At 61.9% G+C, this 17,496-nt stretch carries 13 protein-coding genes and 1 pseudogene; 6 read left to right on the top strand and 8 right to left on the bottom strand.

Translation table 11 applies throughout. The annotated features are described in order from the left end of the window. Window positions 1–16: 16 nt before the first annotated feature. Genes tssC through VGC33_RS14380 form a run of 7 tightly spaced genes read right to left on the bottom strand, consistent with a single transcriptional unit; the run spans window position 17 to window position 10,058 of the window. Window positions 17–2,026, bottom strand: coding sequence for a type VI secretion system contractile sheath large subunit (tssC, locus tag VGC33_RS14415; protein WP_414636937.1), 2,010 nt, complete (start codon window positions 2,024–2,026; stop codon window positions 17–19). Beyond that, window positions 2,023–3,048, bottom strand: a complete 1,026-nt coding sequence (tssA, locus tag VGC33_RS14405) for a type VI secretion system protein TssA (protein ID WP_331121457.1) — start codon at window positions 3,046–3,048, stop codon at window positions 2,023–2,025. Before tssA ends, tssC begins: the two co-directional genes overlap by 4 nt. Next, window positions 3,045–6,596 carry a type VI secretion system membrane subunit TssM gene (gene tssM / locus VGC33_RS14400; RefSeq protein WP_331121456.1) on the bottom strand — a complete coding sequence of 1,184 codons (3,552 nt, stop codon included), beginning with the start codon at window positions 6,594–6,596 and terminating at the stop codon, window positions 3,045–3,047. The genes tssA and tssM overlap by 4 nt, the downstream gene beginning before the upstream one ends. Before the next feature lie 16 nt (window positions 6,597–6,612). Next, window positions 6,613–7,791, bottom strand: a complete 1,179-nt coding sequence (gene icmH, locus VGC33_RS14395) for a type IVB secretion system protein IcmH/DotU (protein ID WP_331121455.1) — start codon at window positions 7,789–7,791, stop codon at window positions 6,613–6,615. Beyond that, window positions 7,788–9,137 (bottom strand): type VI secretion system baseplate subunit TssK, encoded by a 1,350-nt coding sequence (tssK, locus tag VGC33_RS14390; RefSeq protein ID WP_331121454.1) that lies wholly within the window; start codon window positions 9,135–9,137, stop codon window positions 7,788–7,790. Before tssK ends, icmH begins: the two co-directional genes overlap by 4 nt. Further along, the gene (tssJ, locus tag VGC33_RS14385) at window positions 9,127–9,639 is read right to left on the bottom strand and encodes a type VI secretion system lipoprotein TssJ (protein WP_331121453.1); all 513 of its coding nucleotides are present in this window, start codon (window positions 9,637–9,639) and stop codon (window positions 9,127–9,129) included. The genes tssK and tssJ overlap by 11 nt, the downstream gene beginning before the upstream one ends. 26 nt (window positions 9,640–9,665) lie before the next feature. After that, window positions 9,666–10,058 carry a DUF4150 domain-containing protein gene (locus VGC33_RS14380; protein WP_331121452.1) on the bottom strand — a complete coding sequence of 131 codons (393 nt, stop codon included), beginning with the start codon at window positions 10,056–10,058 and terminating at the stop codon, window positions 9,666–9,668. Window positions 10,059–10,314: 256 nt separating this feature from the next. On the opposite strand from VGC33_RS14380, the gene VGC33_RS14375 reads away from it, so the two are divergent. Then, a complete protein-coding gene (locus tag VGC33_RS14375) occupies window positions 10,315–11,487 on the top strand; it encodes an AAA family ATPase (protein ID WP_331121451.1) in 1,173 nt (390 codons plus the stop codon). 204 nt (window positions 11,488–11,691) lie between these two features. Here the strand turns inward: VGC33_RS14375 and VGC33_RS14370 are convergent, their stop codons facing one another. Beyond that, window positions 11,692–11,940 carry a GNAT family N-acetyltransferase gene (locus tag VGC33_RS14370; RefSeq protein WP_331121536.1) on the bottom strand — a complete coding sequence of 83 codons (249 nt, stop codon included), beginning with the start codon at window positions 11,938–11,940 and terminating at the stop codon, window positions 11,692–11,694. A gap of 372 nt (window positions 11,941–12,312) precedes the next feature. Here VGC33_RS14370 and kdpF point away from each other — a divergent pair, with 372 nt between their 5' ends. The 5 genes and pseudogenes from kdpF to VGC33_RS14345 all read left to right on the top strand — a co-directional run. After that, window positions 12,313–12,402 (top strand): K(+)-transporting ATPase subunit F, encoded by a 90-nt coding sequence (gene kdpF / locus VGC33_RS14365; protein WP_331121450.1) that lies wholly within the window; start codon window positions 12,313–12,315, stop codon window positions 12,400–12,402. Next, window positions 12,402–14,087, top strand: a complete 1,686-nt coding sequence (gene kdpA, locus VGC33_RS14360; protein ID WP_331121449.1) for a potassium-transporting ATPase subunit KdpA — start codon at window positions 12,402–12,404, stop codon at window positions 14,085–14,087. The genes kdpF and kdpA overlap by 1 nt, the downstream gene beginning before the upstream one ends. 18 nt (window positions 14,088–14,105) lie before the next feature. After that, on the top strand, window positions 14,106–16,154 hold the full coding sequence (gene kdpB, locus VGC33_RS14355) for a potassium-transporting ATPase subunit KdpB (protein ID WP_331121448.1): 2,049 nt from the start codon (window positions 14,106–14,108) through the stop codon (window positions 16,152–16,154). Window positions 16,155–16,165: 11 nt separating this feature from the next. Beyond that, on the top strand, window positions 16,166–16,741 hold the full coding sequence (gene kdpC / locus VGC33_RS14350) for a potassium-transporting ATPase subunit KdpC (protein ID WP_331121447.1): 576 nt from the start codon (window positions 16,166–16,168) through the stop codon (window positions 16,739–16,741). A 9-nt stretch (window positions 16,742–16,750) separates the two neighbouring features. Beyond that, window positions 16,751–17,496 (top strand): annotated as a pseudogene (locus VGC33_RS14345) (two-component system sensor histidine kinase KdbD); the annotation flags it as partial.

Raw genomic sequence — 17,496 nt, 5'->3', positions numbered from 1 at the left:
GATTCGAAAATACATCTTAACTGCCGCCCTGCTTCAGCGACGGCAGTTTGGACACCAGGCGCAGCGACACCGTCAGGCCCTCCAGTTGGTAATGGGGACGCAGGAAAAATTTCGCCTGATAATAACCGGGATTGTCCGCCTGCTCGTTGACCTGAACTTCGGCCGCCGCCAGCGGACGGCGCGCTTTGGTTTGCTGCGATGAGTTAACCGGATCGCCATCGACATAATTTATGATCCAATTATTCAGCCACAGCTCCATATCACCGCGGGTCTGGAAGGACCCCACCTTGTCGCGCACGATGCATTTCAGGTAATGAGCAAAACGGCAGCAGGCAAACAGGTAAGGCAGCCGCGCGGCCAGATTGGCGTTGGCGCTGGCGTCGGGGTCGCTGTACTCCGCCGGCTTTTGCAGCGATTGGGCGCCGATAAACGCCGCAAAATCCGAGTTTTTACGGTACACCAGCGGCATGAAGCCGTTTTTAGCCAGTTCGGCCTCGCGCCGATCGCTGATGGCGATTTCCGTTGGGCATTTCAAATCCACCCCGCCGTCGTCGGTCGGGAACCTATGGCATAATAAATTATCCACCGCGCCGCCCGACTCCACGCCGCGTATGGAGGTACACCAGCCGTATTCCTGGAATGAACGGTTGATATTCACCGCCATGGCATACGCGGCGTTCATCCAGGTGAAATTGGCATGGGTTTCCCCGTCGGTCTGTTCTTCAAACGCAAAGGCGTCGACGGGATTGCCGTCCATTCCGTAAGGCAATCGCGCCAGCAGGCGCGGCAGCACCAGGCCAAGGTAGCGGGCATCCTCCGATTCCCTCAGCATGCGCCAGGCGGCGTATTCGGTATTCTGTACGATTTTGCTCAAATCGCGCGGATTGGACAGTTCCTGCCACGTTGCCATCTGCATGACCCCGGGCGACGCGCCGCTGATAAAAGGACAATGGGCGGCGGAGGCGATAAGCGACAGCTCGCGTAACAGCTCCACATCCTGCGGGCTGTGGTCAAAATAGAAATCGCCGACGATGCAGCCCAGCGGCTCGCCGCCGAACTGGCCGTATTCTTCTTCATAGACGCGTTTAAAGATTGGGCTTTGATCCCAACTGGCGCCTTTATAGCGCTTGAGCGTCAGTCCCAGTTCTTTTTTGCTCAGGTTCATGACGCGGATTTTCAGCATGTCGCTGCTGGCGGTATTGGCCACCAGATAGTGCAGCCCGCGCCAGGCGCCTTCCAGCCGCTGGAACTCGGGATGATGAAGGATGATATTGATCTGCCGCGACAGGCTTTCATCAATAAGCGCAATCAGGCCCTGGATGGTACTGAAGGCGTCTTTGGACAACGTGACCTGATTGGCCAGCGCCTGCTGCGCCATGGCCCTGACCGCGACTTCAAGGACGGCGCGCGCTTCTTCCGTCTTGGGGCGGAACTGCTCATCAATCACCGCGCCGATGGCCGGCGGCAAAATGCGTCCGACCGCCCCGGGCTCGTACATCGGCGAGTAGGGTAGTATATCCTGGCCGCCGGCGCGGGCCGACGTGCCGGCCAGGCCCCGCAGCAGGGTAGTGTCTTTCAGCACCGAGGCCATCAGCTCCTCGGCGCCATGTTTGCCATCCATATAGGAAAGCAGGTTGGACAGCTGGATATGCGCCTCCAGCAGCGCGTTCAGCGGTTCCACCCGGCGTGCTATCGCATCCGGCAAAAAATCGTCCATCTCGTTAAAGGTGAGCGACAGCGCCAGGTCGTCCCCGCCGCTAAGGGTATTTTCCACCCGGATGGCGATGCCCGGCCTGAACGATTTCATCCGCTCATTGAAATTATCCATATCGATATAAAGGAATTTTCTTTCGTCGATACGTACCGCAGGTTCCTCCGCCCCGCCGCTTAAATCCGCCATGACGCCCATGGCAAACGGCAGCTGTACCGTGCGCTCGGCGCCGTACAACTCCACTTCATACTCAATTTGCACCCGCGGGGCGCGTTGGCGGGCGATGGATTTTTGTCCACTGTGTGCTTCTTTCATCTTGATTGCTCCTTAGTGTTTTCGCAGCCGAAAAAATGCTCCAATTGGGCTGCCGCCTCCGGCGCCAGATTGCGCACTATCGCCATAAAGTCCTGGCTCATTAAGCGCTGGATACGCGCTATCATTAACGGCGCCGGATGGCTGGACTCATAACGCCGGAAATAGTTTTTCACCTGTTCCAGCGCCTGATAGGCGTCGTCGCGGGTGAGGATTTCCCCCTCTCGCCGGGACGACGGTGTTGCCGCCGCGCCGTTATCCAACACGGCGCGGCGGGGAAACAAGGGATCTTCGGCCGGTGCGGCAGTCGGCGGCGGCGCGGTATCCTGGGCCGCCGGCGCCCGCGACATGGCGCCCAGGACGGACAATACCCCGGGCATGTCCGGCAGCGCCGTTTCGCCCAAATGCTCGCGCAGCAGGCTGAACATCCGCTCCAGGGCGGCGCGAATCTCCGCGATATCCCGCGCATGAGACGCCAGTCCGCGTACCAGGGCGGCGGACAGCGCCGATCCCATGGCAGGCTCCGTCTTCGCCATGCCGTCAAGGGCGGCGGCGGCATCCGCAAACGACAGACAATGGCCCGCGTCGCGCACGAACCGGCTGCGGCGCAGCAGTTTCGCCAGTTCAAAGTCATCGCCCAGTTCGCGCAGCACATTAATGCGCATCAGCGGATCGGCCTCACCCTCCAGCGCCAACGGCGGCAGCAGCGTCAGCCAATACCGCTCGAGCGCTTCGCCCATCAGCATGATGCCGTCGGCATAGCCCGACACGCCGCGCAGGGCGGTCCAGGATTGGGACAGCAGCAGCATCACGCGCAAATCCTTGCTGCGCGCCAGGAGATCGAGGGCCTGCTGTTCCACCCGCCGCCAGTCCGGCTCCTGCGCCGGGATCAGCACCTCGCCGAACTGTTGTTCCGCTTTGCCGCGCGCCAGTTGGTGAAGCTGCATAAAGGCCAGATCGTATTCCAGGTTCTCGCCGCAGGGCGCGTCGGCGCTGACCGGCGTCAGCAGGGCATGGATATTCATAGCGGCTCCGGTTGCGCGGCACAGCTGAAGTCCGGCAGGGTAAAGGGGTTGCGCACGTTATCCGGCACAACATCCAGCGTCAGGTCGCGGCCCGCCAGGGTGAAGGTAACGCGCCGCGCGCCGTCGTTACCCTTGCGCCGGCTTTTGCCGCAGTCCAGCAGGCGGTGCAGCGCCCAGTGTCCCCGCTTTTCCAGCGTGGCGGTGCTGCCGTCGGCCAGGCTGGCGGTCAGCTGCGCTTTACCCGTACGTCCGGTGCCCGGCCAGTTCAGGTGATAGGCAATCGACGGACCGTGGTTGTAGCTGAGCGTCTGTCCGTCGATATTGAGCGACAGGCTGAGAATACCGTTGTCCATGGCCAGCGGACGCAGGGTGAAGGAAAAGGAGGGTCGGGTCGCCCCCGGCGGAAAAAACGCGTCGCCGATAGCACGGGCGGCGCCGAAGAATTGCAGCAGTGCCTCCCCGGACGCGCCATCGCCGGCGTCGAACCAGGGCAAGAACTGCCAGCGGCCGCCGCCGGCCGCCACATGGTCCGCCAGATGCCGCCGCCAGAAGCGATCGGACAGGCCCGTTTCCGGCGCAAACAGACGCGCCAGTTCGTCCGGACTGACATCCACCGCGCTCCGCGGCGATAAAGGATAACGGCCGTCGGCGACCTGGCGGCAATACGCCCCGACCTGGCTATCGAACAGCCGCTGCAGCCGTTGCCGCGCCTGGATACGGGAATCCTGTCCGGCGCCCTCGGCCAGCTCAAGTATCAGGCGGCGCAACGGCTGCGGCAAACGTAGGGCATCCGCCCGCAAACGGGACAAGGTTTCGCCCGGCGCCGGCGGCGCGTCGCCGCTGTTTTGCAACGCCACCAGATAACGATACAGGCTGCCAAGCTGGGTGAGGATATCGTCAAAGGCGATGGCGGCGCTGTTTTCGCCGCGCGGTCGGGACAACGCGATAAGATCCCGGTAGTGGTTTCTTACCGTCAGTTCGGCCCCCTCGCCGTCCTCCTGTTCCCGTCGGGGAAACATATTGCCCAACAGCCCGCGGGTGCGGGCGCCCAACTGCCGGCCGAGATCCGGCGGCGACGCTTCCTCGTCGCCCGGCGGCGATAAGGCGAGAATGGGGCCGATGCGCGTCACCAGGCGGCGCAGGGGCGAATGCTCGCCGGACAGGACGCGCGCGCTGTTGATGCGCCGGTTGAGGTCCGGCGCCGGCATCAGGACGATGTCGCCGAGAAAGTTATCCCAGCGGGTTATAAACTCGTTCATATACCTTTGGCGCACGTTGGCGGCCAGTTCGTCCTCTCGCGGCGATTCAGTCTGGTTCAGCACCCAGCGGTCCTCATCCTGTAACCTCTCCAGGGTCGCGGCGATCCCGGGGGCAAAACCCTGCCAATACCCCTCGGGGGTAAACAGGCCGGGGAGCGTGGCCGTGGCCGGGAGGCCGCTTGTGCGCATCAGTTCATGCTCCGCCGGGGCGCCCGCCAGGTCGATAAGGCTGACGGCCTTGAACCGGCTGTCCTGGACAAGCTGTTGTTTAAGACGCTGGTATGCGCGCTGGGACAACGTGCGCTGCCTGACGGCGGACCGCGCCGCCTCGACCAGGCGCGGGTCTTTGTCGTAGGGCGACGCCAGCGGCGCGTCGGTTATCAACCGCGCGAGATGCCGGCGCAGTTGCTCATTCCCGGCGCTGTCCAACTCTGACGCGCCCGGCATCGCCGGCAGGGTCATCAGCACCCACGACAGTAAAAAAACACCGTCGTAATGCTGCGGCTCATACAGCATTTGATAGGCTTTCAGCGCCTGGTAAGTGAAATCCGTCTCACCGGCATCCGCCCGGGCCAGCACCGCGCCGAGCTGTTGCGCCACCAGGGGCAGCAGCACGCGCTTCAGGGCGTGCCGATAGACCAGTTCGCCGGCGCTGTGCAGGATCCGGCCCCGGTACAGGCCCATTCGATGGTCCAGCGGGGGGCGGCGGTAATCGAAGATATCGCCTTCCCCCCAGACGCCCAGGCCGTTAAAGAAAGGCAGTACCTGGCCCAGCCCGGGTTCGGGCGCGCGCAGGATGGCGTCGCTGAGGTGTTCCAGCGCCTGGGTGCGCACCTGTACCCGGGCCAGGTAGCGGAGATTATTATGGTAGCTGGCGATGCCAATGCTCCCCGCCGCCAGCAGCAACGCCGACAACAGGCCGTAGCCTGCGATGAGGCCCAACCGCCGGCGGTAGACGGCCCAGCGGCGCGTGCCCGCCAGATCGCCTTCGGCCAGGATCACGTCCCGGAACAACGCCTTGAGGAAATAGCTTTGCGGCGTCGGCGCGGTCTCATGAGCGGGAGATGCATCCGCCGGCGTAAAGCGGTAGTCGAACGGATCATCCGGCCCCCCGGCCGGCGCGCCGGCGGCCGGCCCGGTTTTCTGGTTGGCGCTGGTAAACCAGATGCCCCGTGGCGCCGGGACAGGGCCTTCGGGAAAGGAGGCAAAAATAATCTCGAGGTAACGCAGCAGCGGCTGGCGCAGCGCGGCAACGGCCTGGGGCAGGACCAGGCATCCGGCACGCAGCCTGGGGTCCGGCTCCGCCAGCAGCGTATCCGCCAACGCGTCGTTTAACCGGCGCAGCAACCGGTCGAAAGCTTGCCCAAAGGCGTCCGGCAGCGAAAATCCGTCTCCGGATCCGTCCTGCCAGGGGAAATCCATGCCCCAGGCCTGTTCCAGCTCAGGTCCGTCGAAACGACCGAAGTACTGGCTGAACCCCGTCAGGCGATCGGTCTTGGTGATCATGATATACACCGGCAGCGCGATATGAAGCTGCCGACGCAGTTCCAACAGACGCCGGCGCAATAATCCGGCCTGCCGATAGTGCTCATCCCGCGAGGGCTGCAGCAGATCCTGCGCGCTGATCGCCAGCACCACGCCGTTAAGCGGCCGGTGGGCGCGGTAGCGTTTGAGCAACGCCAGCATCTGTTGCCAGCGGCTGTCGCCGTCGGCCAGAAAGCTGCCGCAGGGACTTATCATCACGCCCTGGGCGGCGAAATACCAGTCGCAGCGGCCCGGCACGGCCGCCGCGCCGGCGTCAATCGGCCGGGATTCGAGAAAATCCAGCCCCGCGTGTTGCAAGGCCTTGGACTTGCCGCTGCCCTCGGCGCCCAGCACCAGATACCACGGCAGTTGATGCAAATAGGCGCGCCCCCAGCCCGGCAACCCGTATTTTTTCAGGCCGCCGCTATGGCCATGATGCCGTTTCAGTATCCTGGCCGCGCGTTTGAATCCCGCGGCCAGCGTCGTTTCATCCACCGCGGACGGCGGCCGCTCCGCCGGCGTCAATTGCCGGCGCAGGCCGCGCCGGAAGCGGGCCTGGCGCAGCGAGGACCGAAGCCGCAACAGCAGCCATAACGCCGCCACCGCGCCGATAACCTGATATCGCGCGGTCTCGGACGCCAGGGGATGCAGCCCGCCGACGGCAAGCCGGGGACCCATGAACCAGACCGCCAGGCTACATGCCGCCGCCGCGAAAACGCCGCGCCATACTCCGCCGCCATACAGCGCCCCAATCGCCTTTAACATGTTGGTGCTCTCCGCATCATTGGATGTCGCCGCCGGCCAGGGTAAATACGATATCGACGCGTCGGTTAAGGGCGCGATTTTCCGGCGTGGTATTCGGCACCAGCGGCGTCTGGCCGGCGGCGCTTTGCGCCACCACCCGCCCCGGCTGGCCCAACGCCTGGCGCAGCATCAGGGCGACGGTTTCGGCGCGCGCCAGCGCCAGCGCGTGGTTGGAGGCAAACGCCTGGCCATGGATCGGCTGGTTATCGCTATGTCCCCGCACCGTTACCACGCCGTCGGTCTGCGCCAGATACCTTGCAATAAGGCGGATAACCTCTTGGTATGACGGGTCAAGACGGGCTGAGGCGGAGGCGAACAGGTCGCCGCCGCGCAGCGTGATAATCCCCTGCTCATCCCGCAGGGACACCGCCACGCGATGAGCGGCAATATCCGCCGCCAGGGCCTGCATCAGCTCCGCCAGCGACATCCCCGCCACCGGCGGGGGCGCTTTGGGCAACGGCAGGCTGAACAGCATGTTTTGCACCCGGCCGGCGGCCGCGTCCAGCCGGTGGTTAAGGACGATATACAGCGAACACAGCAGCATGCCGCCCAGCAGGGCGTAGAGCGGCGGCGCCAGCCGCCCCCTGGATGCCCGCCGCGACGCGGGTTGTTCCGCGCGCGGTTCACTCAGGGAATGGGCGTACTCGCCCCTGACGCCCCGAATCTGCCGCGCCAGCCGCTGGGTCAGGATTTCCAGCCGGTAAATGCCGTTTTCCATGACGCGATAGCGCCCGCCGAAGCCCAATAGCAAGCAGAAATAGAGCAGCTCAAGCAGATCGATATGCTGCTCGGGCTGTTGCAGCAATGTCGCCATCAGCTGGAAAAACTTCTCGCCGCCGTTGGTTTCATTATGAAACGCCACCAACAGGCCGTTGCCCGCCCAGAGACTGCCTTGCCCCCAGGAGGTCAGCGCCACCGCTTCGTCCAGGGCGGTACACAGACAGTAACGCGCGCCGATGACCAGGTTATAGCCCAGACCCGCCTCCTGGCAGGCCTGCTCGAAGCGGCGCACTTCATCGATCATCCGCAGCCGTAGCGCCCCGGGTTCCACGGGCGGCGGCGCGTAGCGAAAATGCGCCAAGGCGTTCAGCAGGGGATCGGCCGCCGCCAGCAGCCGGTTGGGTTGCGCGCGGCGCATGGGATCCGGGCTGGTCATGGCTGTGGGCCGCCCGGCGGCGATTGGCGTCTTATGGCCCATAACGCGATATCCAGCCGGGCGAACTCGTCGGTCAGGTAGAGGGCAAAGACGCCGGTTTTCGCCAACTGCGGCCATAATGCGCCGCCATTTTCCAGGGCAAAGCAACTGGCGTTCGCACGGCAAGACAACTGGCGTGGCGCCTGCGCCAGGGGCCGCAAGGGAATGCCCGGCAATTGCAGTTGCACCACGTCGCGGATCCGGCACGCCGGCGCAATCTTGATCTGCGCCAGGAACGCGTTGCTTTGCGCCCCGGACTCCAGTCCCGCCACCACCAGCACAAATTCGAACCTGTCCGGCATCTCTTTATCCGGCAGGGTGGCCACGGTCAGGCCCGGCATTTTCTCGGTCAGCGGCAGGGAAATGGCGCTGTCTTCAAGCGCGATGAACAGTCCCTGGCGCAGCAGCGACATCAGGGCGTGAAAACAGCCGCCGATATCCTCATGATCATAAACCGGAATGTCGCCTTCAAAGGCATGCGGCGCACGATATACCGCCAGTTCCAGCGCAAACGGCAGCCATGCGGCGAACAACCGTTCGGGATGCGCGCCCGGGGCGCGCATCAGGTGATCCACCCCGGCGCTGAACCGATGGATAAGCGCCTGCAGCATCAGGTCCGCCGCCATATCCCGCCCCTCGTCGCGCTGCTGCAGGCGGCGGCCCAGCCGCAGGCGGCGCTGTTGCAGCAATCCCGCAAGTTCCCGCGCGCATTCCCGCAGCGCCGGGTTGGCGCGGCTGTCCAGCAGGGGGGGAATGTAGCCGGTGTCCAGTAACACGCAGCCGTCCCGATCCTTTTCCCGCACCCGTACCGCGCCCATGGCTATCCATTCGCCGTTAAGCTCATTTTCCGGCAGCAGACGCAGGCGCAGCCTGCCGCACTGTATCTTCGCGCCGCCCACGGAAAGCGCGTTGACATCATTGACTTCTTTTTCAAAGGCCAGGTGACGGGCGAGCGAATCGGCCGTCTCGCTAAAAATGACCGCGTCCCGCCCCACCCGACGTACCGGCAGCGCCAGTACGATGGTTAATCCGGCGCAGCCGGCGCGGATATCAAGCGCCGCCGGCGCGTCGCAGGCGTCGGCAAAATCGAACAGTGTGCCGTCCGGCAGGATGCCGCTGCCGGCGGCCAGCGCCACCTTGCCCAGCGCCAGCAGGCTTTCATCCACCCGCAGGGTGGAAAACCCCCAGCGGTAAAGGCCTTCGCGCAGGTCCCACTGGCGCTGCTCCAGATAGGCTTCGGCCTGCTGAAAATGATGAGGACGCAAGAACATCCCCTCAACCCACAGCACTTTATGGTTATTTTTCATCATTCATTTCCTGCAAACCGTCTGTCGTGATGGCAACCCGGATCGCACGGGGCGGCGGCGGCCGGAGCATAGCCCATAGCGATGGCGCGGGGCGCGGCGGCAGGGGCACTAACAGCCGCCAGCGTTTATGGGCAAGATCCTGGTACTCGGCAAACATGCCCAGGTAACGGACGCCGCCGGCCCCCGCCAGCGGCAAGGAATGGAACGTATCGCCGGGCAGCAGGAAAATTTGCTCGCCGGCATGCAACTGCCCGCGCAGCGTGGTGTGCGCGTCATGCTGCAGATCCTCATAGCCGGCCGACAAAAAACGGCTGGGATCGGTGAGCTGAAGTAGGGTTATTTTTAACGGCGATCCGTTATTCACCCGGCCGCGGACAATCAACGCCAGACGATCGTCGCCACCCTCCCCGTCCGGCGTTTTTCCTGCCGGCGCGCAGGCGGTGATACAGATGATTAACGCCAGAATGCCGGGTAAACGGCGCAGGAAAAACAGTGGGGGCATAAAAAGAGTCCTGTTACCGGCCGAGGTTATAATCCGAGCATCATGATTTTCAACTGGCTGGGAAGCAGCCGCATACCCACCATATTGGTGCCGTTCTGCAGGCTTAGGCTGGTCATGCGGGTAGCGGGAGAGCCTTTGATCAGGGTGGTAAACGCGCCGGTCAGATGACGCGAGGCGCCCATTACCGTGCCCGACATCACCCCCAGGTTAATTCCGGCGTTGTCGCCGAAGCTGGCATAGGTCAGGGTCGCCATATTGTGCGCGGGCAGTCCGCCGAACAGGATGGTATAGGTATGCGGCGTCGCCATGCAGCCCAGCGCCATATTGGGATAAGGAACCGGCACGGGAAGCGGCATCGGCGTCAGGCAGACGTCGGGAAACGCCAAATCCAGGCCGAATAACTGACAATTAGCAAACATATCCCTTTCCCTTCCCCGGCGGCGACAGGCCCAAAACATTGGCAATAACGCTACCAAATAAATGCCAAAACCCTCTACGGCGTTTACCTGATTTTATGTTCAACCGTTGTCTTGCCGGCGCGCGCGATGCCCGGCGCTTCACCCGCACGCCACGTTAACGCCGCCGTCACGGCGCCGCCTGGTGTGAAACGCAGGCAAATGGCGTTTGTTCCGTGGTATCGTTTAACCGTCGCGTCAGCCGTGGAGTCATATCCTGATGATTAACCTGCTTGCCGTTTCCGGCTATCGCTCGCTACGTAACCTGGTGGTGGAGCTGGGGCAAATCACCGTGATAACCGGGCCTAACGGCACAGGCAAATCCAGTATCTACCGCGCGCTGAATCTCCTGGCCGATATCGCCCAGGACCGTATCGTGCAGTCGCTGGCGGTCGACGGCGGCCTGGCATCCACGCTGTGGGCCGGCCCGGAAACCTTTTCGCGCGCGATGATAAGCGGCACCCTTGCGGTACAAGGATCCCAGTCCCGGCAGGCGCCGGTCAGCCTGAAGCTGGGGTTTTCCGGTGATACCTTTGGTTACGCCATGGATTTGGGTTTGCCGGAGAAGCGCAATCTGCCCCCGGATAAAGCGATGTTTTTTCGCGATCCGCATATCAAAAGCGAAGTGGTCTGGCATGGCCCGTTGTATAGCAAAAGCGCGGCCCTGGCGGATCGCCATGGACCCGCGGTGCGGGTGCGCGATGATCGCGGCGTCTGGCAAACCCCGTTCCAGCATCTGGCGGTATTCGATAGTATGATGACGCACTGTATCGATCCGCTTAATGCGCCGGAGCTGATGATGCTGCGGGAAACCATGCGTGGCTGGCGTTTTTACGATCATCTGCGCACCGACCGCGAATCCCCGGCGCGCCGGCCGCAGATAGGCACCTATACGCCGGTGCTGTCCGGGGACGGCGCCGACCTGGCCGCCGCCATCCAGACCATTTATGAAATCGGCTTTGCCGAGGATTTGCGCGAGACTATCCAGGACGCCTTCCCCGGCGCCGCCCTGCTCGTCACGCAAAACGACGGTTATCTGGAGCTGCGTATGACGCAGGATGGGCTGCTGCGCCCCTTGAAGGCCGCGGAGCTGTCGGACGGCACGCTGCGCTTTTTACTGTTGGCGGCGGCGCTGCATTCGCCGCGCCCGCCCGAGCTGATGATCCTTAATGAACCGGAAACCAGCCTGCATCCCGAGCTGTTGCCGGCCCTGGCGCGCTTGATTACCGCCGCGGGGCGACGCACGCAGATCGTGATTGTTTCCCATGCGCCGGCCCTGGTTGACGCGTTGCGCGCGGCATCGTCAATCACGCCCATCGTGCTGCAAAAACGGCTGGGGGAAACGCTGATCGCGGAGGACGATGAGCCGTTATGGCATTGGCCGGCGCGCTGAGAAACAAGCCGGTCCATTTAAAATCCGCGTCGGGTTTCAACCGCCGCGGCGGCAGGTAACCGGCGACACCGCCCATAGCAAACCGGATACCGACAGGCATGCGCCAAACAACCAGATGCTAACGACAAAATATTTCATTTCCTTGCCGACCTCTTTTTTATGATAGCGATATAATTTGCATCCTGGCCCGGCCGCCATTCAGCGCTAGTGCGCCAGAAGATTTTTATTTCCTGGCCCGGACTCCAGATAAATATCAGCGCCGGAAATGCTCCAGACAACATTTCTTTTATTTATTTGTTCATAACCCATTTTTTCATACAGCCACGGAGCATAGGTGGCTAGTAGCATAATACGTCTTGACGCCGACATTAACGGCTGCTCCAGCCAGCGGCTCATCAACCAACGGCCCAGGCCGGCGCCACGATATTCCGGCATGATAAACACATCACACAGATAGCTGAAAGTGGCAAACTCAGTGATGATTCAGTATTCCTGGTTGGTTTGCCGCTATGCGGCGTGCCGAATATAAGATAAGAATAGCAGCTGGAATATAAAGATTTTTATAAAAAATACTGCGGGAATTTAATTTTCCCGGAATGAAATTCTCACTACGGGCTGTTATCCCAATAAAAACAGACCTCAACCAGAGTGGCATATTAAATATTTATAATAATCGCCTGCCGGCTCCTTGAGATCAATTATTTATTTCGTTCCTGGCCGGCTATTTTTATAAAATTTTTACACCCGGCGCCGGTAATTTTACATTAACTTTTCAGACAAAAATTTACACTCGCCCTACCTGAGAATTTCCTCTGGAGGTGCACTGTGAGTATGGCTCTGATAACCGGCATCGTGCTGGTGTTTTTACTGTTGGGCTATTTGATTTATGCCCTGATCAACGCGGAGGAATTCTGATGGCTTCCAGCGCTTTTTTGCTGATATTCAGCTACATGGCCGTATTGCTTATCCTGGCGCGTCCCCTGGGGCAAGGGTTGACCCGATTGATCCACGACCGTCCGGCCCCCGGTTTCGCCGGTATCGAACGCCGGTTATGGCGGCTGTGCGGGGTGTATAAACAGGATATGGGCTGGCGCGGCTACCTGCTGGCCATTTTATTATTCAACCTGCTCGGCATTATCGTGCTGCTGGCAATATTGATGCTGCAGGACCGCCTGCCGTTGAATCCGCAGCATCTGCCGGCCCTGTCCTGGCACCTGGCGCTGAATACCGCCATCAGTTTTGTCACCAACACTAACTGGCAGTCTTATGCCGGCGAAAGCACCATGAGCTATTTCAGCCAAATGGTGGGTTTGACGGTGCAAAACTTCCTGTCGGCGGCAACCGGCATCGCCGTGGCGTTTGCGCTGATACGCGGCTTCGCCAACCGTACGGTGGCGACACTCGGCAACGCCTGGCGCGATATGGCGCGCATCACGTTGTATGTGCTGCTGCCGCTTTCGCTGCTGATAGCATTGGTCAGCATCAGCCAGGGCACCCTGCAAAATTTCAGCGATTATCTTAGCCTGTCGACGCTTGAGGGCGCGAAACAGACGTTGCCGATGGGCCCGGTGGCCTCGCAGGAAGCGATAAAAATGCTCGGCACCAACGGCGGCGGCTTCTTTAACGTCAACTCCGCCCATCCGTTTGAAAACCCGAATTACATTACCAATTTCATCCAGATGATCGCCATCTTCCTGATCCCGGCGGCGCTGTGTTTTGCCTTCGGCAACGCGGTGCGCGATCGGCGCCAGGGCCACGCCCTGCTGTGGGCCATGTCGCTGATGTTTGTCGCCGCGGTAGCGGTGGTGATGTGGGCGGAGCTTAACGGCAACCCGCACTTGCTGCAATTAGGCGCGGACAGCGCCATCAATATGGAAGGCAAGGAAACCCGTTTCGGCATCCTTAATTCCAGCCTGTTTGCGGTCATCACCACCGCGGCCTCCTGCGGCGCGGTTAACGCCATGCATGATTCCTTTACCGCGCTGGGCGGCATGATGCCGATGTGGCTGATGCAAATCGGCGAGGTGATATTCGGCGGCGTCGGCTCGGGGCTGTACGGCATGCTGCTGTTTGTACTGCTGGCGGTATTTATCGCCGGCCTGATGATCGGCCGCACACCGGAATACCTGGGTAAGAAAATCGACGTGTGGGAAATGAAAATGACCGCCATCGCGATCCTTGTCACCCCCGCCCTGTCGCTGCTGGGCACCGCGCTCGCCATGATGACCGAGGCCGGGCGCGCCGGGATATTCAACCCCGGCACCCATGGCTTTAGCGAAGTGCTGTACGCCGTATCCTCCGCCGCCAATAACAACGGCAGCGCCTTCGCCGGCCTCGGCGCCAATACCCCGTTCTGGAACCTGTTGCTGGCGGTCGCCATGCTGTTGGGCCGCTTCGCGGTGATTGTGCCGGTGATGGCCATTGCCGGCTCGCTGGCGATAAAGAAGGTGCAGCCGGTCGGCAGCGGCACCTTGCCCACGCACGGTCCGCTGTTTATTGCCCTGGTCATCGGCTCGGTGCTGTTGGTCGGCGCGCTTAACTTTATCCCCGCACTGGCGCTTGGCCCGGTGGCGGAACATTTGCAACTGCTTGGTCATTAATCGCGGGAGTTTGAAGCCATGAGTCGTCAACAAAAAGCGCTGTTTGACGCAGCGCTGATGCGCGTCGCCCTTACGGATGCGTTTAAAAAGCTGGATCCTCGCGTGCAGTACCGCAATCCGGTGATGTTTGTCGTTTACCTGGGCAGCATCCTCACCCTGCTGCTGGCCGTATTTATGGCGGCGGGCATGACCGAGGGGAGCGCCGGTTTTACCGCCCATATATCCCTCTGGCTGTGGTTTACCGTACTGTTCGCCAATTTTGCCGAGGCGTTGGCCGAAGGGCGCAGTAAAGCCCAGGCGGAAAGCCTGAAGGGCGTAAAAAAAACCAGCTGGGCGAAAAAACTTGCCGAGCCGCGTTACGGCGCCGCAACCCAAAAAGTGGCCGCCGACGCGCTGCGCAAGGGCGATGTGGTGCTGGCCGAGGCGGGAGATATTATTCCCTGCGACGGCGAAGTCATCGAAGGGGGCGCATCGGTGGATGAAAGCGCCATTACCGGTGAGTCGGCGCCGGTTATCCGTGAGTCGGGCGGCGACTTCGCCTCGGTAACCGGCGGCACGCGCATCTTGTCCGACTGGCTGGTGATAAAATGCAGCGCCAACCCCGGCGAAACCTTCCTGGACCGGATGATTGCCATGGTGGAGGGAGCCAAGCGGCGTAAAACGCCTAATGAAATCGCCCTGACCATCCTGCTGGTGGCGCTGACCATTGTCTTCCTGCTGGCGACGGCGACGCTGTATCCGTTCTCGGCCTGGGGCGGTGCGCCGGTCAGCGTTACGGTGCTGGTGGCCCTGCTGGTTTGCCTTATCCCCACCACCATCGGCGGCCTGCTCTCGGCCATCGGCGTGGCAGGGATGAGCAGGATGCTGGCGGCGAATGTTATCGCCACCAGCGGGCGCGCGGTGGAGGCGGCGGGCGATATCGACGTCCTGCTGCTGGATAAAACCGGCACCATTACCCTGGGCAACCGCCAGGCCACCCGCTTCATGCCGGCGCCGGGCGTCAGTGAGGAACTGCTGGCGGACGCGGCGCAGCTGGCGTCGCTTGCCGATGAAACGCCGGAAGGTCGCAGTATCGTGGTATTGGCCAAGCAAAAATTCAACCTGCGCGAGCGTAATCTCCAAAGCCTGGACGCGACCTTTATCCCGTTCTCGGCCCAGACGCGCATGAGCGGCGTGAATATACAGCAGCGCATGATCCGTAAAGGGGCGGTGGATTCCATTCGCCGTCATATCGACAGCAACGGCGGCCGCTTCCCCGTCGAGGTCAACGGCCTGGTGGAAGAGGTGGCGCGCACCGGCGGCACGCCGCTGGTGGTGGCGGAGGATGCGCGGGTTTTGGGCGTGGTGGCCCTGAAGGACATCGTTAAAGGCGGCATAAAAGAACGTTTTGCCGAATTGCGCAAAATGGGCATCAAGACGGTGATGGTGACCGGCGATAATCCGCTGACCGCCGCCGCCATTGCCGCCGAAGCCGGGGTGGATGATTTTCTCTCCGAAGCGACGCCCGAGGCCAAGCTGGCGTTAATCCGCCAATACCAGGCCGAAGGACGGCTGGTGGCCATGACCGGCGACGGTACCAACGATGCGCCCGCACTGGCGCAGGCGGATGTGGCGGTGGCGATGAACTCCGGCACCCAGGCGGCGAAAGAGGCCGGCAATATGGTGGACCTGGATTCCAACCCCACCAAACTTTTGGAAGTGGTGCATATCGGTAAACAGATGCTGATGACGCGCGGGTCGCTGACCACCTTTAGCATCGCCAACGACGTCGCCAAATATTTCGCCATTATCCCGGCCGCGTTTGCGGTGACCTATCCGCAGCTGGACCGGCTTAACGTGATGCATCTGCACTCGCCCGGCTCCGCCATATTATCGGCGGTGATATTCAACGCCCTGGTGATCGTCTTCCTGATCCCGCTGGCGCTGAATGGGGTAAGTTATCGCCCCATGGGGGCCGCCGCCCTGCTGCGCCGCAACCTGTGGATCTACGGTATGGGCGGGCTGCTGATACCTTTTATCGGCATTAAACTGATTGATTTGATTTTGACCGTTTTAGGTCTGGGCTAAGAGGAACCATCATGAGCCAATTACGTCCCGCCTTGATTTTACTGGTGCTGCTGACGCTTATCACCGGCGTTGTATATCCTTTGTTAACCACCCAGCTGGCGCAGTGGTGGTTTCCCGTGCAAGCTAATGGTTCATTGCTGGACATCGGCGGTGAGGCGCGGGGGTCCGCGCTTATCGGCCAGACGTTTACCCGGCCGGACTATTTCCAGGGTCGACCGTCGGCCACCGGGGATACGCCCTATAATCCACTGGCCTCGTCGGGCAGCAATATGGCCGCCAGTAATCCGGCGCTGGACGAGGCGGTAAAACAGCGCGTGACGGCGCTGCGCGCGGCCAATCCGAAGGCCGACGGCCCAATCCCGGTGGATCTGGTGACGGCTTCGGCCAGCGGCCTGGATGCGGATATTTCGCCGCAGGCCGCCCTGTGGCAGGTGCCGCGGGTCGCGGCAACGCGTAAACTGCCCCAGGAGCAGGTGCGCCGGTTGGTTGAACAACAGACGTTGCGGCCTTTGCTGGGTTTTCTCGGCGAACCGACGGTAAACGTACTGAAACTTAACCTGGCGTTGGATAATGTTCCCAACCCTTAAGGACCCGTCATGAGCGACGATGAACCCCAGCGCCCCGATCCGGACGCGTTATTACTCCAGGTCAACCATAAACAGCGCGGCAGGCTGAAAATCTATTTTGGCGCCTGCGCCGGCGTGGGCAAAACCTGGTCGATGCTCACCGAGGCCCGCCGCCTGCGGGCGCAGGGGCTCGACGTGCTGGTGGGTGTGGTGGAAACTCATGGCCGGGCGGAAACCGAGGCCCTGCTGGCGGGCCTGGGCATATTGCCCCGTCGGCCCACCGGCCGGCACCACCACCGGGAATTCGATCTGGACGCGGCGCTGGCGCGCCAGCCCGCGGTGATCCTGATGGACGAACTGGCGCATACCAATGCGCGCGGCTCTCGTCATCCGAAGCGCTGGCAAGATGTTGAAGAATTGCTTGATGCCGGCATCGATGTGCTCACCACCATCAATGTCCAGCATTTGGAAAGCCTGAACGACGTGGTCAGCGGCGTCACCGGCATCCGGGTACGGGAAACGGTGCCGGATCCGTTTTTCGATTCAGCCGATGAAGTGGTGCTGGTGGATCTGCCCCCCGACGATCTGCGCCAGCGGTTGAAAGAGGGAAAGGTGTATATCGGCGATCGCGCCGAGCGGGCCATCGAGAATTTTTTCCGCAAAGGCAATCTGTTTGCCCTGCGCGAACTGGCCCTGCGCCGTACCGCCGATCGGGTGGACGACCAGATGCGGGTCTGGCGCGACGCCCTTGGAGGCGAGGATAAAGTATGGCACAC

This window comes from Acerihabitans sp. (assembly GCF_036398755.1).
Lineage (GTDB): Bacteria > Pseudomonadota > Gammaproteobacteria > Enterobacterales > Enterobacteriaceae > Acerihabitans.
Note: the sequence above shows the minus strand (reverse complement) of the source record. Positions and strands in the feature narration are given on the sequence as shown.